Origin of the sequence: Streptomyces sp. NPDC001339 (assembly GCF_042895955.1) — a bacterium.
Lineage (GTDB): Bacteria > Actinomycetota > Actinomycetes > Streptomycetales > Streptomycetaceae > Streptomyces.
Window position 1 is genome coordinate 610,325 of record NZ_JBIAWT010000006.1, and the last position, 20,820, is coordinate 631,144.

Here is a 20,820-nt window from a genome sequence, read left to right on the forward strand (position 1 = left end):
TGGGCGCCAGCCAGAGCGAGGGGCGAGAATTACGACTTGGGCACGTCGGGAAGGGCAATGATCTTGGCCAGGTGGTCCCAGTCGACTTCGGCATCCTCCAGACGGAAGCAGTGCGGGTAGCGCAACGCAAGCCGACTCGGCGTCGCCCCGGCCCCCTCAGCAACGGCCCACACAGGAACGCCGGCCTTGAGCCACTTCTCCAGGCAGGAATCGCGAAGGCTGGTGACATGCTTCCCCAACCCCGCTTCGAACTCGTCCGTATGCAGGACCACCTCACGCGCCTGTCGCCACACCCTCCGGTACACCGAAGGCGACAACAGCCCGCCGCACTCACCGGGGAACAGCAGATCGCCTGGCTTCAGCGCAGCAACACCGATCCAAGCCCGCAGCAGGTCGGCGAGCTTGGTACTCCAGCTGTAGATCGTGATCTTGCTGATCGGGGCCTCGCCGCGCTCCGCGTTGCCAGGAGCAGGCCCGCCGCGGCCGCCCCGAGGCGGCCTCCGGCCTCATCGGGCGCCGCTGGACGACGCGGCGCGACAAGGCACTGAAGAAGTGATCCGGGAAGCTCTCGAACTGGCCGTGCTCTCCGACCGGTTGCCCCGGGCAGGGGTCAAAGCGGTCGGCAGCTGGTGGAACCGGCAGTTCGGCCCGGAGCTCAACCTGGTCGGCGCGGACCGCGCACCGGTGGCTCGCGAGGCCCGATTCGTCGGCTCGGTCAAGTCGCTGGGCACCCCCTTCGATGCCCACGGCCTGTCCACATTCTTACGCCGCGCCGCCTCCGCGTAGCAGGCTTCGATCTCACCCGCACCGGCCTCGCCGCCGCCACCCTCTCCGGCACCGCCACGGATCTGGACACCGCCCCGCTCGACCTGCCGTGGAACCCGGACGACATCCTCGCCGGCTGGCGAGGCTGACCTGCCCGCCGGGCCAGCGACACAAAATCCCAGGTCGGAAGCGCTCCGACCTGGGATTCTTGGGCTGAGTACCCTGCCCCTACGGCGCCGACAACCTGCGCGAGTGGTCACTCAGTTACGGCGACGGCTGTGTTTTGGCCAGCGGAGATCCACCACTGTCCTTCCCTCTTCACCAGCACCCACGTCCCTACATTGGCACGCATGTGTTCTGACACGACGATGGGCTGCCGGAAGAAGACCACGGCGACGTCCGGGGTCGGAAAGGTGATGCGCTCGATTTCGTACCAGGTGTTGATTCCCTCTGCATGCCCGGCCAGGCGCTCGCTGTGATACGCATGAATCTTCTCCCAGCCAAAGAACCGTGTGCCGTTCACTGCCGTGAAGACGATATCCGCGGTGAACCGCTCGTCGAACTTCACGGCGTCATGCTCAGCGAAAGCTGATCCCAAATCAGCGAAAATTTCCTCAATGAGGCGCGCATCGTAATTATTGGTCTGAAATCCCTGAGTATCCGGGCGATCGGTCATTCTTCGCTCCCTGGTTGAGACGGGTGCGGCCACCGTTGATCATCGTGAGTTGTGTGGACTGACGAAGAGACGGTGGCCGCGGCTCACAGCATAGATCCGGGCCGTTGGCGGAAGGCGTTCGAGGTGGCCGTGGGCCGTATCGCGGGCCGGTTCGCCCGGGTCGATCCCCGGCTGCGGGCCAGGCGGTTGGTGCTGGGGCTGCTGTCGGAGCTGCCACGCAAGAACTGCTGGACGATTGCGGAGTGTGCCGGGGAGAAGACCCCGCATGGCATGCAGCATCTGCTGTGCCGGGCGTCCTGGGACGCCGATGCCGTGCGTGACGATGTGCGCGAGTATGTCGTCGAGCATCTCCGTGACGATGCGGCGGTGCTGGTCGTGGACGAGACCGGCGATGTGAAGAAGGGCACCCGCACCGTCGGTGTCCAACGCCAGTACACCGGCACTGCCGGCCGGATCGAGAACTCCCAGGTCGCCGTCTATCTCGTCTATGCGGGCGAGCGAGGGCACGCAGCGGTGGACCGGGAGTTGTACGTCCCGCGCTCTTAGACCTCAGACCCGGATCGATGCCGGGCGGCCGGGCTGAGCGAGGACACGGTGTTCGCGACCAGGCCGGAGCTGGCCCGCACGATGATCGAATGGTTCCTGGACGCCGGGCATCACATCGGCTGGGTGACCGGCGACGAGGTCTACGGCTCCAATCCGAAGCTGAGGGCGGCCCTGGAAAGCGCGGTCTGAGCTACGTCCTCGCGGTGGCCTGTTCAGCTGAAGTGCCCACCGGCGCAGGAAAGTTCCGCGCCGACACGCTGGCCGGGAAACTCCCGAAGCGGGCCTGGCAGAAACTATCCGTCGGACGCGGCGCGAAGGGACACCGCTACTACGACTGGGCCGTCATCGACCTCACCGACCCGGCACCGGGCCACCGTCACCTGCTGATCCGACGCAACCGCACTATCGGCGAACTTGTCTACTACCGCTGCCATTCCACCAGGCCAGTCCCGTTGCGCACACTGGTCCGGACGGCCGGATCCAGGTGGCGGGTGGAGGAGACCCTCCAGACCGAGAAGGCCCTGGCCGGACTCGATGAACACCAGGTCCGCCGCTACCCGTCCTGGAGCCGTTGGGTCACCCTCGCCATGCTCGCTCATGCCTTTCTCGCTGTCGTCCGCGCAGACGAACACGCACGCCGCATCGGACCGGACGACCTGGCTCCGCTGACCTGCAACGAGATCCAGCACCTGTTTCTCGCGGTCACCGTCCGACCGCTGAACGACCTCGTACACCGACTCAGCTGGTCCGACTGGCGACGCCGCCACCAGGCACGATCACAGTCCAGCCACTACCGCCGACAAGCCGCAACCCGGACATGAAGATCACGAACTACAGCTGGAGTATGAGGAGTCACAGGCACCTTCCGACCTTCACCGGCCCGGATCAGCAGCTCGCCGAACCCGCTTCCCGGAAGCGTCACGTCGTCCGCTCGAAGCCGGCCGCCTCGCCGGAACGCAGGGCCGCTCCCGCAATGCAGGCAAAGAAGGGGTACACGGCACTCTGTCCCCCGGTGTTTTCCCGCGCCCATTCGAGCAGAGACCGGATCTGCTACCGGGAAAGCAGGGATGATTCATCTATTGCAAGCTGGGACAAGCTACTTGACTCCTCACAAGGGGCATCGGGATGTGTGGGCATCCCCTGGCAGATTCAATAGTCCGCAAATTCGCCGGTTTGGCCAACCGGCGATCTCGCGCTATGTTGCGCCGACCCTCACGCTCACGGCCTCTGGATTCGCGTGAAGAGAACCGGCTGCGGGTCACCGCGGCTTCGAAGGACCGCTCTAGGTTCACTTGCTTCGCCGCTCTATTCCAGTTCGTTCCGGACCTCATGTGTCTGCCGCCGGCGAATCAGCACAATGCCCCCGAATCACGAAGACCCACCCACGAGAAGGCTCACCTTGGATGCCCGAAACGGCCAGAACAGAGCAGATGCCTTCTAAGCACCTGCTCTGTTCACCAAAGCCCACGGGTGATCGCGCCACCACGATGGCTCGTCCATTCACCCGCAACCTCACGATGGATGAGCTGATCGCGAGCTGACAGAACTAAAGATCAGGCTGAGATCCTGAACGATTCTCCGCTTGTGCTGCGGCGTCGCGGAAGGTACGAGATCGAATGCGGCCGTCGTGCTCAGCTCCGCCCGGCGGAAAGTCCACCGCTCATGCACGCTCCGTCTCCCAGACGAGCGAAGTCGGCTGGCGATCGGCGTACTCCCCTCAATTCTCGCCAGCCTTTGCGACGGCGTCGGCCAATGCGGCCGTTCCTGAGGTAGCGCAGCGCGGAGTGGGGTTCGGCCACGCCGTTCAAGACACGTACGTCGCGTACTGCAGGGGCAACGGAGGCAAGGCCGCGGGATTGGGCGACGATGTCACCAGGGGCATAGAGATTCAGCCACTCGATGCCATCGGGGAGTCGGAAGCTCCCGTCCTGGCCCAGGGAGTGGCGAATGGTGGGCCACGCGAGCGGAGAGCCACAGGTGATCAGGGTGGTCAGGCCGTCGGGCCCAGGGCCGATATCGTCGCGGCCGAGCGTCATTTGAGCGTCACGAGCGTCGTTTCAGCGTCAAGATATCGCCCGTAACGCCCACAACGCGCATAATGCGCACACATAAAGTCGCAGGTCAGGAGCCCTTCGGGGCCCTTTCGAGGATCGCCACGCACTCCACATGATGCGTCATCGGGAACAGGTCGAACGCCCGCAGGCGGCGCGGGGTGTAGCCCGCCTGGGCGAAGTAGGTGAGGTCGCGGGCGAGGGCGGCCGGGTCGCAGGCGACGTAGGCGATGCGGCGGGGGGTGAGGGAGGCGAGGTGGTGGACGGTCTTCTTGCCGGCGCCGGCGCGGGGCGGGTCGAGGACGACGAGGTCGACGTCGGTGATGCCGGTGCGGGGGAGGATCTGGTCGACCTTGCCGTGTTCGATGCGGACGCGGTCCAGATCGGCGAGGTTGTGGCGGGCGTCCTCGACGGCGCGCTTGGCGGATTCGATGCCGAGGACGGCGCCCTTGTCGCCGACGCGTTCGGCGAGGGCTCCGGCGAACAGGCCGACGCCGCAGTAGAGATCGAGGGCCATATCGCCCTTTTTCGGCATAAGACCCTGCATGACGGCCTCGACGAGGAGGTCCGCGGCCTTCGGGTGGACCTGCCAGAAGCCGCCGTTGCCGACCCGCCAGGTGCGGCCGGCGGCGCGTTCGCGGACGAAGGGGCGGCCGTGGACGCGGTGGACACTGCCGTCCTTCTCGCTGACGCGGAGGACGGAGACCGGCTTGTCGAGGTCGACGATGGGGAGGCGGCCGCCGGGGCGCGGGGTGAGGACGACCTGGCGGTCGTGGGAGCCGGTGGCGGCGATGGCCTCGACGGTGGCCATCTGGGGCCAGTCGCGCTGCTCGATGCCCAGCTCCGTGACACCGGGGGCGGCGATCAGGCAGCGGGTGACGGGTTCGATGTCGTGGGAGCGGTGCTTGCGCAGGCCGGCGTGGCCCTCGGCGTCGACGGCGTACTGGACGCGGGTGCGCCAGGCCGGGACCTCGCCCTTGGCGACCTTGTCGCCGGGGGCGGGCTCGACGGTGCCGTCCCAGCCCGCGTCCTCGGGTGCGAGTCCGGCCAGCCGCTGGAGCTGTTCGGCGATGACGGAGGCCTTCAGGCGGCGCTGGGCGCCGGGCGCGGCGTGCTGCCAGTCGCAGCCGCCGCAGCGGCCGGGTCCGGAGAAGGGGCAGGGGGCCTCGACCCGGTCCTTGGAGGCGGTGTGGATGGTGACGGCGTCGGCGCGGAGGAAGCGGGCGCCCTCTTCGCCTTCGGTGACGCGGGCCGTGACGCGCTCTCCGGGGAGGGCGTGCCGTACGAAGAGGACCTGGCCCTCGTCGGTGCGGGCGATGCAGTGGCCGCCGTGTGCCACCGGTCCGATCTCGACCTCGTACTCCGCGCCGACCAGGGACTTCTTCGGTTCTGCCTGCATGGCGGGAGGGCTCCTGAGGTGGGTGGTGTGTGCGGTGGTGCGTTGCGGGGGGGGCGTACCGAGGCGGTACGGGGGGACGTACCGGTGCGGTAAGGCGGGACGTACCGGTGCGGTACGGCGGGACGCCGGTCGTCGGGACGCCAGCCGTTCATTCTACGTGGCGGCCGGGGTGTTCCGGCCCCGCCGTACCGCACCCGGGCGGGCCGCGGGGACCCCTGCGGGCCCCCGCCGTGCCGCGCCCCGGTCCGGTCCCGTCCGGTCCGGTCGTTCGTCGCTACCGCTTGGTGGCCGCCTTCTCCTTCTTCGGCTGGGCGACCGGCCCGCGGCGTACCGCGCCGGGGGCGTTCCACTCCGCGCGCTTGCGGGCGCGGACCCTGGCCGCATCGGAGGAGTCCAGCTGCCAGGGGACGGAGGTGACCATGACGCCGGGGGTGAACAGCAGGCGTCCCTTCAGGCGCAGCGCGGACTGGTTGTGCAGCAGGTGCTCGTACCAGCGGCCGACGACGTACTCGGGGATGTAGACGGAGACGACGTCGCGCGGGCTCTCCCGGCGCAGGGACTTGACGTGGTCGATGAAGGGCCGGGTGACCTCACGGTAGGGCGAGGCCAGGACCTTCAGGGGGACGTCGATGCCGTGGCGCTCCCACTCCTGCCGCAGGGCCTTGGTATCGGCCTGGTCGACGTCCACGCTGACCGCTTCGAGGGTGTCGGAACGCATCAGCTTGGCGTAGTTCAGGGCGCGCAGCGTGGGCTTGTGGACCTTGGAGACCAGGACGATGGAGTGCACGCGGGAGGGGCGTACGACGTCGTCGGCGGGGCTGTCGTCGACGGCGATCTCATCGGCGACGTTGTCGTAGTGGCGGCGGATGGCGGACATCGTCACGTAGAAGATGACCATGCCGAGCAGCGCCACCCAGGCGCCGTGGGTGAACTTGGTCAGCAGGACGACGACCAGGACCAGGCCGGTGAAGAAGGCGCCGAAGGTGTTGATGGCCCGGGAGCGGTGCATCCGGCGGCGCTTGGCCGGGTCCTGCTCGGTGACCAGGTGGCGGTTCCAGTGGCGGACCATGCCGATCTGGCTGAGCGTGAAGGACACGAAGACGCCGACGATGTAGAGCTGGATCAGGCGGGTGGAGTCCGCGCCGTAGAGGTAGACCAGGACCGCGGCCGCGCCGGCCAGCAGGACGATGCCGTTGGAGAACGCCAGCCGGTCGCCGCGGGTGTGCAGCTGACGGGGCAGGTAGCGGTCCTGGGCGAGGATCGAGCCGAGCAGCGGGAAACCGTTGTAGGCGGTGTTGGCGGCGAGGAACAGCACCAGTGCGGTGGCCGCGGCGAGGACGACGAACAGGAGGCTGCCCTTGCCGAAGACCGCCTCGGCGACCTGGGAGATGACCGGGTTCTGGGTGTAGCCGGAGCCGACCGGTGTGCCGTGGTCGAGCAGGTCCTTGGCGGGGTTCTCCGCCATCCGGACGCCGGTGGCCAGGGCGAGCCCGATGATGCCGCAGAACATGGTGACGGCCAGGCCGCCCATGAGGGCCAGCGTCGTGGCGGCGTTCTTGGACTTGGGCTTGCGGAAGGCGGGGACGCCGTTGGAGATGGCCTCCACGCCGGTGAGCGCGGCACAGCCGGAGGAGAAGGCGCGCAGCAGGAGGAAGACCAGCGCGAAGCCGGCCAGGCCGCCCTGTTCGGCATGGATGGAGTAGTCGGCGGTGGGGGCCTTCATCGTGTCGCCGAGGAACACACCGCGGACCACGCCCCAGGCGATCAGGACGAAGACGCCGGCGACGAAGACGTAGGTCGGGATCGCGAAGAGCTTGCCGGACTCCTTGACACCGCGCAGGTTCATCAGGGTCAGCAGGACGATGACGGCGATCGCGCAGAGCGTCTTGTGTTCGACGATGAACGGGACCGCGGAGCCCAGGTTCTCGATTCCGGAGGAGATCGAGACCGCCACCGTCAGGACGTAGTCGACGAGCAGCGCGCTGGCGACGGTGAGGCCGGCCTTGGGGCCGAGGTTGGTGGTGGCGACCTCGTAGTCACCACCGCCGCTCGGGTAGGCGTGCACATTCTGCCGGTACGACGCGACGACGGTGAACATCAGCACCACGACCGCGACCGCGATCCACGGGCTGAAGTTGTACGCGGTCACTCCCGCGACGGAGAGGACGAGCAGCACCTCGCCCGGTGCGTAGGCCACGGAGGACAGCGGGTCGGAGGCGAAGACGGGGAGTGCGATGCGCTTGGGGAGGAAGGTCTCTCCCAGCTTGTCGCTGCGCAGTGCGCGCCCGATCAAGATCCGTTTGGGCACGTCGGTCAGTTTGGACACCCGAGGATGCTAAGGGTTCGTCAAGGCTCGTGCCCAACCGTGACCGGCGCGGGGGAACGGTGGGCGTGTGGACCGGCACACACCCCACCCGGACGTTCACGGGACGTGACGGCGGGGGTGCGGTTCGTACCGCCGTCCACCGCGTCTCCTAACGGTGAGCGGCATAAAGGCTACGGTTGTACCGGACCACGGTGCGCCCGGCGCCGGCGCCGGCACCCGGTCCCTATCGCGAGCTGTGGCCTCGTGACGCCGGTACGTGGAGAAGGAAGTAGTGAGCAGGGTGTTTGGGCAGGTCAGCGCGCTAGTACAGGGCACGGGGTAACCAGCATGCACATCGTCATCATGGGGTGCGGACGCGTCGGCGCCGCGCTCGCGCAGACCCTGGAGCGCCAGGGTCACACCATCGCGGTGGTCGACCAGGACCCGACCGCGTTCCGGCGCCTGGGTGCGGCCTTCGGCGGCCGGCGGGTGACCGGTGTCGGCTTCGACCAGGACACCCTGCGGGAGGCCGGCATCGAGGAGGCGGGTGCCTTCGCGGCCGTCTCCAGCGGCGACAACTCCAACATCATCGCCGCCCGGGTGGCCCGCGAGATGTTCGGTGTCGAGAACGTCGCAGCCCGTATCTACGACCCGCGCCGCGCCGAGGTCTACCAGCGCCTGGGCATCCCCACCGTCGCCACCGTCCGCTGGACGGCCGACCAGATGCTGCGCCGGCTGCTGCCGTCCGGTGCCGAGCCGCTGTGGCGGGACCCGAGCGGCGCCGTCCAGCTCGCCGAGGTGCACGCGGCCCCCTCCTGGGTCGGCCACAAGATCAGCACACTTCAGGAGGAGACCGGAGTCCGCGTCGCCTTCCTCACCCGGCTGGGCGAGGCGATGCTGCCGACCTCGCAGACCGTGCTGCAGGAGGGCGATCTGGTGCACGCCATGATGCGTGCCGACGAGGTCGAGAAAGTCGAAGCGGCATTCGCCACGGGCCCTGAGGGGGCGCACGCATGAGGATCGCCATCGCAGGTGCCGGCGCGGTGGGCCGTTCCATCGCCGGTGAGCTCCTGGAGAACGGTCACGAGATCCTGCTCATCGACAAGGCGCCCACCGCCATCTCGGTGGAGCGGGTGCCGATGGCGGAGTGGCTGCTGGCCGACGCCTGTGAGATCACCTCGCTGGACGAGGCGGCGCTGCAGCGCTGCAACGTCGTCATCGCGGCGACCGGCGACGACAAGGTCAACCTGGTCGTCTCGCTGCTCGCCAAGACGGAGTACGGCGTGCCGCGGGTGGTCGCCCGGGTCAACAACCCGAAGAACGAGTGGCTGTTCAACGAGGCCTGGGGTGTCGATGTCGCGGTCTCCACACCGCGTCTGATGTCGGCCCTGGTCGAGGAGGCGGTCAGCGTCGGCGACCTGGTGCGGCTGCTGCGCTTCAGCCACGGCGATGCCAACCTCGTCGAGCTGACCCTGCCGCCCGAGGCCGCGCTGTCCGGTACCCGGGTCGGCGATGTGGCCTGGCCCGAGGACACCTCACTGGTCACGATCATCCGCGGTACGCGGGTCCTCACGCCCAGCAAGGACGACGTGCTGGAGGCGGGCGACGAGCTGCTGTTCGTCGCGGCCCAGTCGCGGGAGGAGCAGCTGGAGGACCTGCTGTCGGTGCGCCGCGAAGAGGCGTGACGCGGCGCGGCATGACCTGCCGTGTGTCACGCCCGGGGCCCGGGAACCATGTGGTTCCCGGGCCCCGGGCGTTCTTGCGTACGGGTTCCCGCGCGTCGGCGGGCGGAGTCCCGGCGGTCAGTGCCGCTCGGCGGCCTCCCGCTCCGCAGCCCGCTGCCTCTTGGCCTCCTCCTCGGCCTTCTCCTTCGCCTCCATCTCGGCGAAGACGTCGATCGGAGCCGGTGCCTTCGACAGGAAGACGTAGGTGAGGTAGACGGCCAGCAGGAACGGCGGGATCTTCAGGCCGACCAGCACCCAGCCGAGGTGGGTGGTGTCCGCCCACCAGTACAGCGGGAAGAGGATCGCGCTCTTGGCGAGCAGGATCAGGCCCCAGGCCCAGCTGGCCTTGGCGTACGCCTTCTTCCGGCCCGGGTTGCGGGTACGCCAGGAGAGGTTCTCCTTGAACACCGGGCCCAGGATCAGCCCGATCAGCGGGATGCCGGCGACCGTGGTGAGGATGTACGCCAGGGCGAGGCCCAGGGTGTAGACCATGCCCGGCAGGTAGAAGTCCTTGGCGTTGCCGGTCATCATCGCGAAGACCACGCCGAAGGCCACCCCGAAGATGCCGCTGAAGGCGTGCTTGACGGTGTCCTTGCGGACCAGGCGGGCGGCCGTGAGCACGAGCGAGACGGCCAGCGCGGCGATCGCCGAGGTGTGCAGGTCCTTGTTGACGGTGTAGATGGCGACGAACAGCAGGCCGGGCACGACGGTCTCCACCATGCCCCGGATACCGCCGAACGCTTCGAAGAGCGCCGCCTCGGTCACCTGTCTGCCGTCGTGGGTGCCCTCGGCGGGCGGGGAGCTGGAGGACGCCTGGTTTCCTGCGGCGGCATCCATGTCAGTGTTCGGTCGGTCGTAAGACGGCACCGGTCACTCCTGTCCGAGCGGTCGGAGTTCGTACTTCGGGTTGAAGAGCACCCGGCGTCCGTGACTCATCGAGACCCGGCCCGAGGCGATGAGCTTCCTGCCCGGCTCGATCCCGACGATGGAGCGGCGGCCGAGCCACACCACGTCGAGCGCGGCGGAGCCGTCGAACAGCTCCGCCTCGAGCGCGGGCACACCGGCGCGCGGCCGCAGCGTGACATGCCGCAGGGTGCCGGTGACCTTCACTATCTGGCGGTCGTCGCAGTCGCAGATACGGGTGCAGCCCGTGTCCTGCGCATCCTGCTGAAGCTCGGCGGACTGCAGCTCCTCCTCGGAGGACGACAGCCGGTCGAGCATCCGGCGGAAGCGACCGGCCGGCTTCTCGCGTCGGGTACCAGCACTCATGCGCCCAGCGTACCGGTGGCCGGGGCCCTGATCCCCATGCCTGCCACGGGGCACAGCGGGTCAGTCCCGGCCGCGCCGACCGCCGGGTTCACTGCTCGAAGCCGACCGCCGGGCCCACTGCTCGAACCGGTACCCCATCCCCGGCTCCGCGATGCCGCACACCCCGGGGGACAACCCCCGGCCCCCGGCCGACAGCCCGCCCCTCACTGCTCGAAGCCGACCGCCGGGCTCACTGCTCGAACCGGTACCCCATCCCTGGCTCCGTGATGAAGTGCTTCGGGTGCGACGGGTCGCTCTCCAGCTTGCGGCGGAGCTGGGCCATGTAGACCCGCAGGTAGTTGGTCTCGGTGCCGTACGACGGTCCCCAGACCTCCTGGAGCAGCTGCTTCTGGCTGACCAGACGGCCCGCGTTGCGGACCAGGACCTCCAGCAGGTGCCACTCGGTGGGGGTCAGCCGGATGTCGCGGCCGCCGCGGTTGACCTTCTTGGCGGCGAGGTCGACGGTGAAGCCCTCGGTCTCCACGACGACCTCGTCATCGGCCGGCCCGGTCGGCTCGGCGCGGCGCACCGCCGCCCGCAGCCGGGCCAGCAGCTCGTCCATCCCGAACGGCTTGGTGACGTAGTCGTCCGCGCCCGCGTCCAGCGCCTCCACCTTCTCGTCGGAGGTCTGGCGTGCGGAGAGCACCAGGATCGGCACCCGGGTCCACCCCCGCAGCCCCTTGATCACCTCAACGCCGTCCATATCGGGCAGGCCGAGGTCCAGGACGATGACGTCGGGGTGGCGGGCGGCGGCGAGCTTGAGGGCGGTGGCCCCGTCGGGGGCGGCGTCGACCTCGTACTTGCGCGCCTTCAGGTTGATCACGAGGGCGCGGACGATCTGCGGCTCGTCATCGACCACAAGCACCCGGTTCACTGGCTGTCTCCTTGTGGTGTCGTCTTCCCGCGGGCCGGACCCGCGGAGCGTGTGCTGAGTGTGGAGTGTGTGGTCCGTACGGTCCTGCTCATGTCGTGGCCTGGGCCGGCAGGTCGGGTCTGACCAGGGGGCGGCCCGGCGCGGCCCGGAGGGTGAGCACCATGGTCATACCGCCCCCGGGGGTGTCCTCGGCGGCGAGCGTGCCGCCCATCGCCTCCGCGAAGCCGCGTGCCACGGCCAGGCCCAGGCCCACACCGGCGCCGCGCGGGGCGTCTCCGTACCGCTGGAACGGTTCGAAGATGCGGTCCTTGGCGCTGTCGGGGACGCCCGGCCCGCGGTCGGCGATCCGCACCTCCACGCGGTCGCCGAGCGCGCTGGCCGCGACCAGCACCGGCTCACCGTCCGGGCTGTACTTCACGGCGTTCTCGACGAGATTGGCGACCGAGCGTTCCAGGAGCCCCGGGTCGACGGCGACGATCGGCAGCTCCTCGGGGATGTCGAGGGCGACGCTGCCCTCCGGTACGCCGCCCAGCGCCATCGGCACCACCTCGTCGAGGTCGATCTCACGGATCAGCGGGGTGACCGTGCCGGTCTGGAGCCGGGACATGTCCAGGAGGTTGCCGACCAGGTGGTCCAGCCGGTCCGCGCCCGCCTCGATGCCGGCCAGCAGCTCCGCCTCGTCCTCCGGGGACCAGGCGACGTCGTCGGAGCGCAGGGACGTGACGGAGGCCTTGATGCTCGCCAGCGGGGTGCGCAGGTCGTGGCTGACCGCGGCCAGCAGCGCCGTCCTGATGCGGTTGCCCTCGGCCAGCTCGCCGGCCCGCGCCGCCTCGCCGGCCAGCCGCTGGCGGTCCAGTACGACGGCGGCCTGGGCGGCGAACGCGGCCAGCACCCGGCGGTCCTCGGCGGGCAGCACCCGGCCGGTCAGCGCCAGTGCCATGTGGTCGCCGACCGGCATGTCGACATCCGCGTCCTCGGGGCGGAGGAGCGGCTTGTCGTCGCCGTCCTCGGAGCCGCCGGCGCGTCCGGCGCAGGTCCACGGGTCGACGTCGCTGCTGCGCTCCAGCAGCGCCACGGTCTCCATGCCGAAGGTCTCCCGTACCCGCTCCAGCAGGGCGTCCAGGGTCGTCTCCCCGCGCAGCACACTGCCCGCCAGGAAGGAGAGGATCTCCGACTCTGCGCGCAGCCTGGCGGCCTGGTGCGTACGGCGGGTGGCGAGGTCCACCACCGAGGCGACCGACACCGCGACCGCGAAGAAGATCGCGATCGCGACGATGTTCTCCGGGTTGCTGACCGTGAGGGTGTGGGTGGGTGAGACGAAGTAGAAGTTCAGCAGCAGCGACCCGGCCGCGGCCGACGCCAGCGCCGGCAGCCGCCCGCCGGCCAGCGCGGCGGCCACGGTCAGGAACAGGAACAGCAGCACGTCATTGGCGAGCCCGGGGCCGTTGGGGATGCTGGTCAGCAGCAGGGTGAGCAGCGCCGGACCGACCACCCCGATGATCCAGCCGGCGATGATCCGGCTCCGTCCCAGCCGGGCACCGCGCGCCACCGGCAGTCCCCGGCCCTTGGCGACCTCGTCGTGGGTGACGATGTGCACATCGAGGTCGGGACCGGAGTCGCGGGCGACGGTGGCGCCCACCCCCGGCCCGAAGACGTACTGCCAGGCCTTGCGGCGGCTGGAGCCCAGCACGATCTGGGTGGCGTTGACGCCCCGTGCGAACTCCAGCAGCGCGGACGGTATGTCATCCCCGATGACGTGATGAAACGTCCCGCCCAGGTCCTCCACCAGCGTGCGCTGGACGGCGAGCTCCTTGGGCGAGGCCGAGGTCAGGCCGTCGCTGCGGGCGATGTAGACGGCGAGGACCTCGCTGCCCGATCCCTTGGCCGCCATCCGGGCCGCCCGGCGGATGAGCGTACGGCCCTCCGGTCCGCCCGTCAGCCCGACGACGATGCGCTCGCGCGCCTGCCACGTCGAGCGGATCGAATGCTCCGCCCGGTACTCCTGGAGGTACTCGTCCACCCGGTCGGCGACCCAGAGCAGGGCCAGCTCGCGCAAGGCCGTGAGGTTGCCCGGCCGGAAGTAGTTGGAGAGGGCGGCGTCGACCTTGTCCGACTGGTAGATGTTGCCGTGCGCCATGCGCCGGCGGAGCGCCTGTGGCGACATGTCGACCAGCTCGATCTGGTCGGCCCGCCGGACGATCTCGTCCGGCACGGTCTCCCGCTGGCGCACTCCCGTTATCGATTCGACGACATCGCCGAGCGACTCCAGATGCTGGATGTTGACCGTCGAGATCACATCGATCCCGGCTTCCAGCAGCTGCTCGATGTCCTGCCAGCGCTTGTCGTGGCGGGAGCCGGGGACGTTGGTGTGCGCCAGCTCGTCGACCAGCGCGACGGCCGGCTTGCGCGCCAGGACCGCTGCCACGTCCATCTCGGTGAAGGCCGTGCCGCGGTAGCTCAGCTCGTGGCGCTGGATCTGTTCCAGGCCGTGCAGCATGACCTCGGTCCGGGGCCGGCCGTGGTGCTCCACGAACCCCACGACGACGTCCGTGCCCCGCTCCACGCGCCGATGTGCCTCCGAGAGCATCGCGTACGTCTTGCCGACGCCCGGTGCCGCACCGAGATATATCCGTAGCTTGCCGCGTGCCATGGCCCCATTGTCTTACGTGAAGGCCGCCCCCACCGGGCTGGGCCTGCTGCGACCCTATCGGCCCTACAAGAGGACAAACGCCCTGAATGCCCACTCCACCTCCGGTCTTGACGCGACCCTGATATCTGCCGCGGACGCCGGAGGCCGAGGGGCCAGCCGGCGGGTCAGCCGCGGGTCAGTCGCCCGTCAGTCGCGGGTCAGCCGACAGGCCGACTGCGGGTTCGGCCTGGGAGGGGGCGGACGTCCGGGGAAATCCACCCGTACGGGGAGCGGGCCCGTAGGGGGTGGTCGAACGGATCCCCTAAGGGACGCGAGGGCCCCCTGCGGGACCACAACCGGGCGGGGGTGGGCGGTATTCCCGGGACTCTCCGCTATCGATACGGCGCGGTCACCGGTACGGCGTCGCCACTGGTACGAGGCGATCGCCAGCACGATGCGATCACCAGCACGGCAGGCGGCACGGCCATCGGCACGGCACACCCCGGCACGGTCATCGGCACGGCACGCCCCGGGATGGTGGACGCCGCGCGAAGAGGTACGCGACGTCCACCCTGTCGGCCCGGTTGGCCGGCCGACCGTTCCGGACGCCGCACACCACGCACCGCCGGAGGGCGGCCGGTCCGGCAGTACGGTTCGCCCGGTCGCCCCCATGACATCGGCCGGACGCCCCGAGCACCAGCCCAACTCCCCTTCCCTGACGCATCGCTGACAGCAATGGCCGCTTCGGGGCACATGTCATTCGGGGCACATGTCAGGGGACGGCCGCAAGGGGCGGGTGACGTGAAGCAGATGACGCGCGGCGGGCGGAGAACGGCATGCGCGGAAGGCCGACAAGGGCATGCGGCCGGAAAGCGCCGTTGACCGGGCAGTGCGCACCGGGAAAATCCCTTCGCCCGCTCGTGGTCCGGCTGCGACCATGCCCCACGTGACCGAGACCCATCCGAAAGCGCCCCGCCTGGCCGGCGTACGCGTCGCCCACACCGCCGACCTGGACGCCGTCACCCTCGAGGCGGCTCGAACCCTGCTCCACGACGTCTTCGACGACCTGACCGCGGAGGACTGGGAGCACTCGCTCGGCGGTCTGCACGCCCTGGTCCACGAGGACGGCGAACTGATCGGGCACGCGGCCGTGGTCCAGCGACGGCTGCTGCACGACGGGCGGGCGCTGCGCTGCGGATATGTGGAGGGCGTCGGGGTCCGCGCGGACCGGCGCGGGCGCGGCTGTGGAGCGGCCATGATGGCGGCCCTGGAGCGAGCGATCCGGGGCGCCTACGACCTCGGTGCGCTCAGCGCCTCCGAGGGGGCCGCGGACTTCTACGCCGCCCGGGGCTGGCAGCTCTGGCGCGGCCCCTCCTGGAGCCTCACCCCGGCCGGTGTCCGGCGCACCCCCGACGAAGACGGCGGCATTTACGTCCTCCCGACCGCGGCCACTCCCCTGGACCTCGACGCAGGCCTGACCTGCGACTGGCGCGACGGCGCCGTCTGGTGATCCGGGCCTCCGCGGAGTACCCGGCATGACTGCGGCGGCGGGCCGCCGCCTCAGAACCTCTCCGGGTAGACGAGAGCGAGGATCAGGTATCCGAGCAGGCTGACGGCGACGAGCAGGCCGACCACGTTCTCGATGGTCACAGCTTCGCCACCCCCTTGGCGACGAGGGCCACCAGCGCGAAGACCGCGACCGTGGCGACGACGAAGGCCACATCGGCCATCGTGTGCTCCTAGTGGGACGGTGAGACGAGGACCCCCACAGCGTGGCGTCCTCGTGCCGCCCGTACGACCGCTGTTGATACCTCCCTGACGGGCATGGGCGCCCCGTTGACGGAGTTCTTACACGCTCCCGGCGTCGTACCGGGCCCGAGGGCTCCGGCGCCGTACAGGCTGCGGCGTCGTACAGGCTCCGGCGTCGTACGGGGCCCGAGGGCTCCGGCGCCGTACGGGCGCGATCCGGCCCGCACATACGCCGAGGGCCCGTACCCCCTGGGGGATACGGGCCCTCGTGAAGCGTGTCAGCGGATTTCGGTGATCTCCGGGCCGCGCTCCAGGCGCTCCACGCCGCCGCCGAAGCGGGACGCCGCAGCCGGCTCCTGCTGCACGCCGTCCGGCACCATCTGGGCGTCGTCCGGCAGCTTCAGGACGATCGGGTCGCGCGGCGCCATCGGGCCCTCGCCGCGGACGATGACGGTGTCCCGGAAGATGTGCTCCAGCACGCCGGCGGCCTCCGGCTGCACCGCGCCCTGCCCGGAGATGACTCCGCGCAGGAACCACCGCGGCCCGTCGACCCCGACGAAGCGCACGACCTGCACACCGTTGGTGCCGTCCGGCAGCTGTACCGGAACCTGGGCGCGCAGCTCCCAGCCCAGCGGTCCCTCGACCACGTCCACGACACCGCCCTGCTGGGTGATGCCGGCCGCGATCTCCTCGCGGACCTCCGCCCAGATCCCCTCGTTCCGGGGGGCCGCGAAGGCCTGGAGCTGTACGGCGCTGTCCCGCAGCACCACCGTCGCGGCGACGATCGCGTCCCCGGCGACCTCCACCCTCAGCTCCATGCCCTCGACACCGGGCACGAAGAGGCCGCCGAGGTCCACGCGTCCCTCGCCCGGGTTCGTGACCTCGGAGGCGTCCCAGGGGCCGTCGGGACGGGGCGCGGGCGGAAGATTGAGCCGCTGCTCCGTCGCCTCGTTCTCGTCGTCGGCGCCGTCCACCGCTTGCTCGTCGGCGAGCGTGGTGTCGTCGGCCGACTCTTCAGGAGCCTCGTTCTTCTTGCGACGTCCGAACACGTCACTGTCCTTCCCGGTCGGCACCGACCGCTGCGTATTCATTCCCGCCCGTGGAGCCGCCCACCGCCGCATGACCGCCGGTGGAACCGAATCCCCCCTCGGCCCGCGCCGAGCCGGGGAGTTCCGCCACCTCGTGGAAGCGCACCTTCTCGACCTGCTGGACGACCAGTTGGGCAATCCGGTCGAACCTCTCGAACCGCACGCTCTCACGCGGGTCCAGGTTGACCACGATCACCTTGATCTCTCCACGGTACCCGGCATCCACCGTCCCGGGGGCATTCACCAGTGCCAGTCCGCACCGGGCCGCGAGCCCGGACCGTGGGTGCACAAAAGCCGCATACCCATCAGGCAGGGCGATCGACACACCCGTCGGCAGCACCGTACGCTCCCCCGGTGCCAGCTCGGCGGCCTCGGTGGTCACCAGATCCACACCCGCGTCGCCGGGATGCCCATACGACGGAACGGGCACCTCCGGGTCCAGTCGCCGCAGCAGTACATCCACCGGATTCCGTACCTGACTCACGGGTTCACCTCAAAGGCACGCGCTCGCTTGACCTGGTCCGGGTCGGCCATCGCCGCCTGGATCTCCTCGGTCCTTCCGTTCTCGACGAAGTGGTCGATCTTCACCTCGATGAAGACGGCCTCGGCGCGCACCGCGACCGGGCCGTCCGGGCCGCCTATCCGGCCCACGGCCGCAGAGTAGATCTTGCGCCCGTGCACCGCGGTGACCCGCGCGTCCAGGTGCAGGACCGTGCCCAGCGGCACCGGCCGTACGAAGTCGGTCTCCAGCCGGCCGGTCACCGCGATCACCCGCAGCAGCCAGTTCAGCGCGCCGAGCGTCTCGTCCAGCGCGGTCGCCAGCACCCCGCCGTGCGCCAGGCCGGGCGCGCCCTGGTGGGCCTCCTTGACGGTGAACTCCGCCTGTACGCTCACGCCGTCGCCGGCCCGCGCCTCCAGGTGCAGGCCGTGCGGCTGTCCCGTGCCGCAGCCGAAGCAGCGGTCGTAGTGCGCGCCGAGGAGTTCTCCGGGCGCCGGCGCCTCGGCGTGCCGGACCGGAGCGACGGCGTCCGCCGGTGGCGTCAGCCGCACTCTGGGTTCGTCAGTTCCACTCACGAGTGCAGACCCTACCCGCGCGGGCGGCGGCCCCGCGCCGCCGTGCCAAGCTGGAGCCATGCAGTCGTACGAAGAACGTCTCACCGCACCCCGGTCCTGGTGGGCGATCGCCGCGCTGATCGGCGTCGCCTGCGCCCTGATGCTGCTGCCCCTGGGGACGCTCCCGATGCTCGGCGGACTGATCGGCGGCTCGGCGCTCGCCGCGGTGGCGGTGAGCTCGTACGGCTCGGCGCGGATCCGGGTGGTGGCCGGTGCGCTGATCGCCGGTGACGCCAAGATCCCGGCGGCGGCGCTGGGCGAGGCCCGGCCGCTGGACGCCGACGAGGCGCTGGCGTGGCGCACGCACAAGGCCGACGCCCGTGCGTTCATGCTGCTGCGCGGCTATGTCCGCACCGCGGTACGAGTGGAGATCACGGATCCGGACGACCCGACGCCGTACGCCTATCTCTCGACACGGCAGCCGGAGCGGCTGGTGGCGGCGCTGGCGGCGGCGCGCGGCTGATCCGGGGCCGGTCCGCGGCTGTGGGGCCTCCGGAGAGCCCGGGGGTATCAGCCGCCCGGCGCGGGGAGGCCGCCCGGGCTGTTCGGGCCGCCCGGGCTGTTCGGGCCGCTCGGGCCGCTCGGGCCGGGGAGGCCGCCCATTGCGGAGCCGCCCGTTTCGGGGAGGGCGTCCCAGGGGACCTGCTTCGTCCGCAGGTCCCGGCGGATCTTCTCCGCGAGTTTTCCGGTGTCCCGGCGGTTCATGAAGGCGCCGACCGCGGCGCCGATCAGGAACGGGGTGAGGTTGGGCAGATTGCGCAGCGTGCGCTTCATGATCTGCTGGCGCAGTTCGCGCTTCATCTGCCCGCCGAGCGCGATGTTCAACGAGGCCGGTGCGGTGACGTCGATACCCCGCTCCTGCGTCCAGGACGTCAGATAGGCCATCGTGCGCTGCCGGAAGACGCCCGGGGGGCGCAGCCCGTACACCTCGTGCAGCTCGGCGATCAGTTTGATCTCCACCGAGGCCACCCCGACGACCTCGGCGGCCAGCTCGGCCGGCATGGCGGGCGGTACGGGCAGCATCGCTGCCGCGCCCACCCCTGCGCCGACGGTGGCGGTGCCCGCGCGGGCGCCCGCGACCAGCTTGTCGGCCAGCTCCTCGGGGGTCAGGCCGGGGAACTGGGTGCGCAGCGCGGCAAGGTCGCGGACCGGGATCCGCGGGGCGTTTTCGATGATCCGGTCGGCGATCGCGGCGACCGCCGCCCGCACCCGGCGCTTGCCCCCGGCTGCTCCGGCCCGTCCGGCGCCGGTGACCCTGGCCACGAGCGAGGCCCGGCGGCCTCGCTCCTGTGGGGCACCGGTGGTCCGCTCCGCGGGAAGGGCGGTCGGGTCGGCGGGCACGGACGCTGCTGTCTCATGTGATCGTGCGCCGGCCGCCGGGCCCTGGTCGCCCTTGGGGCCCTTACGGAACGGGTTCACGCCTGCCACGGCGTAGACCGGTCAGGCCGCGCAGTCGCGGCAGATCGGGTTGCCCTGCTTGTCCTCCGCGGCGAGCTGGCTGCGGTGGTGGACCAGGAAGCAGCTCATGCACGTGAACTCGTCCTGCTGCTTGGGCAGCACGCGCACGGCGAGCTCTTCGTTGGACAGGTCGGCGCCGGGCAGTTCCAGGCCTTCGGCCTGCTCGAACTCGTCGACGTCGACGGCCGAGGCGGACTTGTCGTTCCGCCGCGACTTCAGCTCCTCGATGCTGTCCTCGTTGAGGTCGTCATCGGTCTTGCGTGGGGTGTCGTAATCCGTAGCCATTTTCGCTCTCCCCCTCTGGGTGTCTGCGGTGTCTCAGCGCTCGTAACGCGTGAGAGGCCGGACTTGTGCCCGACCTGAGGCGGAGATTTTGCCTCACATCAAGGTCTGTTACTCAATCGACACCCAAACGCACCCCTGAAGAGGTGATCGTTTTGGATGGCGATCAGGACCGTACACGGTCCGAATGTCGCACCTCGCGCAGCCCATCACCTGTACTTCCCGTGATCTGGCCCCCTGAAAACTCGGACTTCCCCGACATTTCGGCAGGCATGTGATCGCGGAGCGTAGGTGGCTGGAATTTCGCGCCTGTGAGCGATCACACACACGAGCACCGGCGGTCGTTCCGGTGCAATTCCGCGCAAAGCGAACTCGGCGCAGAGGATCCCTTTCTACCCCCCGTTTCGTCAAGCCGGGGGGAGAGGGCAGGCGGACCGTCGGGTGGCAGGGCGACGTACGGCCGCGAGAAGGGCGATCGTACGCACAGATGTCCGAACCCCTGCCGCCGGGGGTGGGCGACGGCTCCAGCGGCCGTACAGCGGGCCGTACGGCGGCCGTGCCGCCCGCGCCTGCGTGGTGGGCCGGCGGGTCAGAGCGGGAGGACGACCCGCATCACCAGGCCGCCGCCCTCACGGGGCTCGGCCGCAATCGACCCGTCATGCGCACGCACCACCGAACGCACAATGGACAGCCCCAGACCCACACCCTTGTCACTACCGGTCCGCTCGGTACGCAACCGCCGAAACGGCTCGAAAAGATTCTCCACCTCATACGCCGGGACCACCGGACCGGTATTGGTCACCACCAGCACCGCACAGCCCGCCTCCGGCCGCGTGGCAACCTCCACCCACCC

General features: G+C 70.0%; 20 protein-coding genes and 1 pseudogene. 6 read left to right on the forward strand and 15 right to left on the reverse strand.

Features of this window, described 5'->3' with window-relative positions:
* Positions 1–29: 29 nt before the first annotated feature.
* A complete protein-coding gene (locus tag ACFY12_RS20810; RefSeq protein ID WP_390717286.1) occupies positions 30–272 on the reverse strand; it encodes a hypothetical protein in 243 nt (80 codons plus the stop codon).
* 280 nt (positions 273–552) lie between these two features.
* Here ACFY12_RS20810 and ACFY12_RS20815 point away from each other — a divergent pair, with 280 nt between their 5' ends.
* Positions 553–786: a hypothetical protein gene (locus ACFY12_RS20815; RefSeq protein ID WP_390717287.1), complete on the forward strand. Its 234-nt coding sequence runs from the start codon at positions 553–555 to the stop codon at positions 784–786.
* 235 nt (positions 787–1,021) lie between these two features.
* Here the strand turns inward: ACFY12_RS20815 and ACFY12_RS20820 are convergent, their stop codons facing one another.
* Positions 1,022–1,441: an SgcJ/EcaC family oxidoreductase gene (locus tag ACFY12_RS20820; RefSeq protein ID WP_390717288.1), complete on the reverse strand. Its 420-nt coding sequence runs from the start codon at positions 1,439–1,441 to the stop codon at positions 1,022–1,024.
* 129 nt (positions 1,442–1,570) lie between these two features.
* Here ACFY12_RS20820 and ACFY12_RS20825 point away from each other — a divergent pair.
* Positions 1,571–2,808 (forward strand): annotated as a pseudogene (locus ACFY12_RS20825) (IS701 family transposase).
* 1,300 nt (positions 2,809–4,108) lie between these two features.
* Here the strand turns inward: ACFY12_RS20825 and ACFY12_RS20830 are convergent.
* Both ACFY12_RS20830 and ACFY12_RS20835 read right to left on the reverse strand, forming a co-directional pair.
* Positions 4,109–5,437, reverse strand: coding sequence for a class I SAM-dependent RNA methyltransferase (locus ACFY12_RS20830; RefSeq protein ID WP_390717289.1), 1,329 nt, complete (start codon positions 5,435–5,437; stop codon positions 4,109–4,111).
* A 274-nt stretch (positions 5,438–5,711) separates the two neighbouring features.
* On the reverse strand, positions 5,712–7,763 hold the full coding sequence (locus ACFY12_RS20835) for an APC family permease (protein ID WP_390717290.1): 2,052 nt from the start codon (positions 7,761–7,763) through the stop codon (positions 5,712–5,714).
* A gap of 327 nt (positions 7,764–8,090) precedes the next feature.
* On the opposite strand from ACFY12_RS20835, the gene ACFY12_RS20840 reads away from it, so the two are divergent.
* Complete coding sequence (locus ACFY12_RS20840; RefSeq protein WP_390717291.1) at positions 8,091–8,759, forward strand: potassium channel family protein; 669 nt, start codon at positions 8,091–8,093, stop codon at positions 8,757–8,759.
* Positions 8,756–9,427 carry a TrkA family potassium uptake protein gene (locus ACFY12_RS20845; protein WP_066935614.1) on the forward strand — a complete coding sequence of 224 codons (672 nt, stop codon included), beginning with the start codon at positions 8,756–8,758 and terminating at the stop codon, positions 9,425–9,427. The genes ACFY12_RS20840 and ACFY12_RS20845 overlap by 4 nt, the downstream gene beginning before the upstream one ends.
* Positions 9,428–9,544: 117 nt before the next feature.
* On the opposite strand, the gene ACFY12_RS20850 is transcribed toward ACFY12_RS20845, so the two are convergent.
* From ACFY12_RS20850 to ACFY12_RS20865, 4 genes are all read right to left on the reverse strand, one after another.
* Positions 9,545–10,333 (reverse strand): DUF3159 domain-containing protein, encoded by a 789-nt coding sequence (locus ACFY12_RS20850; RefSeq protein ID WP_390717292.1) that lies wholly within the window; start codon positions 10,331–10,333, stop codon positions 9,545–9,547.
* A gap of 3 nt (positions 10,334–10,336) precedes the next feature.
* On the reverse strand, positions 10,337–10,735 hold the full coding sequence (locus ACFY12_RS20855; RefSeq protein ID WP_390717293.1) for an OB-fold nucleic acid binding domain-containing protein: 399 nt from the start codon (positions 10,733–10,735) through the stop codon (positions 10,337–10,339).
* A gap of 229 nt (positions 10,736–10,964) precedes the next feature.
* Positions 10,965–11,648, reverse strand: a complete 684-nt coding sequence (locus ACFY12_RS20860; protein ID WP_390717294.1) for a response regulator — start codon at positions 11,646–11,648, stop codon at positions 10,965–10,967.
* A gap of 88 nt (positions 11,649–11,736) precedes the next feature.
* Positions 11,737–14,298, reverse strand: coding sequence for an ATP-binding protein (locus tag ACFY12_RS20865; protein ID WP_390717295.1), 2,562 nt, complete (start codon positions 14,296–14,298; stop codon positions 11,737–11,739).
* Between the two features lie 916 nt (positions 14,299–15,214).
* Between ACFY12_RS20865 and ACFY12_RS20870 the strand changes: the two genes are divergently transcribed.
* Complete coding sequence (locus ACFY12_RS20870; protein ID WP_390717296.1) at positions 15,215–15,787, forward strand: GNAT family N-acetyltransferase; 573 nt, start codon at positions 15,215–15,217, stop codon at positions 15,785–15,787.
* 50 nt (positions 15,788–15,837) lie between these two features.
* Here ACFY12_RS20870 and kdpF read toward each other — a convergent pair whose 3' ends face one another.
* The 4 genes from kdpF to ACFY12_RS20890 all read right to left on the reverse strand — a co-directional run bounded on the left by kdpF (position 15,838) and on the right by ACFY12_RS20890 (position 18,188).
* A complete protein-coding gene (kdpF, locus tag ACFY12_RS20875) occupies positions 15,838–15,927 on the reverse strand; it encodes a K(+)-transporting ATPase subunit F (protein ID WP_066935627.1) in 90 nt (29 codons plus the stop codon).
* Positions 15,928–16,304: 377 nt separating this feature from the next.
* A complete protein-coding gene (locus tag ACFY12_RS20880) occupies positions 16,305–17,075 on the reverse strand; it encodes a DUF3710 domain-containing protein (RefSeq protein WP_390717297.1) in 771 nt (256 codons plus the stop codon).
* A gap of 1 nt (position 17,076) precedes the next feature.
* Entirely contained in the window at positions 17,077–17,598 is a 522-nt protein-coding gene (gene dut, locus ACFY12_RS20885) for a dUTP diphosphatase (protein WP_066935630.1), read from the reverse strand.
* Positions 17,595–18,188 (reverse strand): PaaI family thioesterase, encoded by a 594-nt coding sequence (locus ACFY12_RS20890; protein ID WP_390717298.1) that lies wholly within the window; start codon positions 18,186–18,188, stop codon positions 17,595–17,597. The genes dut and ACFY12_RS20890 overlap by 4 nt, the downstream gene beginning before the upstream one ends.
* Before the next feature lie 58 nt (positions 18,189–18,246).
* On the opposite strand from ACFY12_RS20890, the gene ACFY12_RS20895 reads away from it, so the two are divergent.
* Positions 18,247–18,690: a DUF3093 domain-containing protein gene (locus ACFY12_RS20895; protein ID WP_390717299.1), complete on the forward strand. Its 444-nt coding sequence runs from the start codon at positions 18,247–18,249 to the stop codon at positions 18,688–18,690.
* A gap of 47 nt (positions 18,691–18,737) precedes the next feature.
* Here ACFY12_RS20895 and ACFY12_RS20900 read toward each other — a convergent pair whose 3' ends face one another.
* The 3 genes from ACFY12_RS20900 to ACFY12_RS20910 all read right to left on the reverse strand — a co-directional run.
* Positions 18,738–19,655, reverse strand: coding sequence for a hypothetical protein (locus tag ACFY12_RS20900; RefSeq protein WP_390717300.1), 918 nt, complete (start codon positions 19,653–19,655; stop codon positions 18,738–18,740).
* A gap of 12 nt (positions 19,656–19,667) precedes the next feature.
* Positions 19,668–19,970, reverse strand: a complete 303-nt coding sequence (locus ACFY12_RS20905) for a DUF4193 domain-containing protein (protein ID WP_066935643.1) — start codon at positions 19,968–19,970, stop codon at positions 19,668–19,670.
* A gap of 586 nt (positions 19,971–20,556) precedes the next feature.
* Positions 20,557–20,820, reverse strand: a 264-nt coding sequence (locus ACFY12_RS20910) for a sensor histidine kinase (protein WP_390717301.1), incomplete at its 5' end; no start/stop codon positions are given.

Excerpts from the sequence above, each read along its gene's own strand:
- ACFY12_RS20820 (WP_390717288.1), bottom strand. The coding sequence starts at position 1,441 with ATGACCGATCGCCCGGATACTCAGGGATTTCAGACCAATAATTACGAT.
- ACFY12_RS20855 (WP_390717293.1), bottom strand. The coding sequence starts at position 10,735 with ATGAGTGCTGGTACCCGACGCGAGAAGCCGGCCGGTCGCTTCCGCCGG.
- ACFY12_RS20845 (WP_066935614.1), top strand. The coding sequence starts at position 8,756 with ATGAGGATCGCCATCGCAGGTGCCGGCGCGGTGGGCCGTTCCATCGCC.
- ACFY12_RS20905 (WP_066935643.1), bottom strand. The coding sequence starts at position 19,970 with ATGGCTACGGATTACGACACCCCACGCAAGACCGATGACGACCTCAAC.
- ACFY12_RS20895 (WP_390717299.1), top strand. The coding sequence starts at position 18,247 with ATGCAGTCGTACGAAGAACGTCTCACCGCACCCCGGTCCTGGTGGGCG.
- ACFY12_RS20830 (WP_390717289.1), bottom strand. The coding sequence starts at position 5,437 with ATGCAGGCAGAACCGAAGAAGTCCCTGGTCGGCGCGGAGTACGAGGTC.
- ACFY12_RS20865 (WP_390717295.1), bottom strand. The coding sequence starts at position 14,298 with ATGGCACGCGGCAAGCTACGGATATATCTCGGTGCGGCACCGGGCGTC.
- ACFY12_RS20840 (WP_390717291.1), top strand. The coding sequence starts at position 8,091 with ATGCACATCGTCATCATGGGGTGCGGACGCGTCGGCGCCGCGCTCGCG.
- ACFY12_RS20870 (WP_390717296.1), top strand. The coding sequence starts at position 15,215 with ATGCCCCACGTGACCGAGACCCATCCGAAAGCGCCCCGCCTGGCCGGC.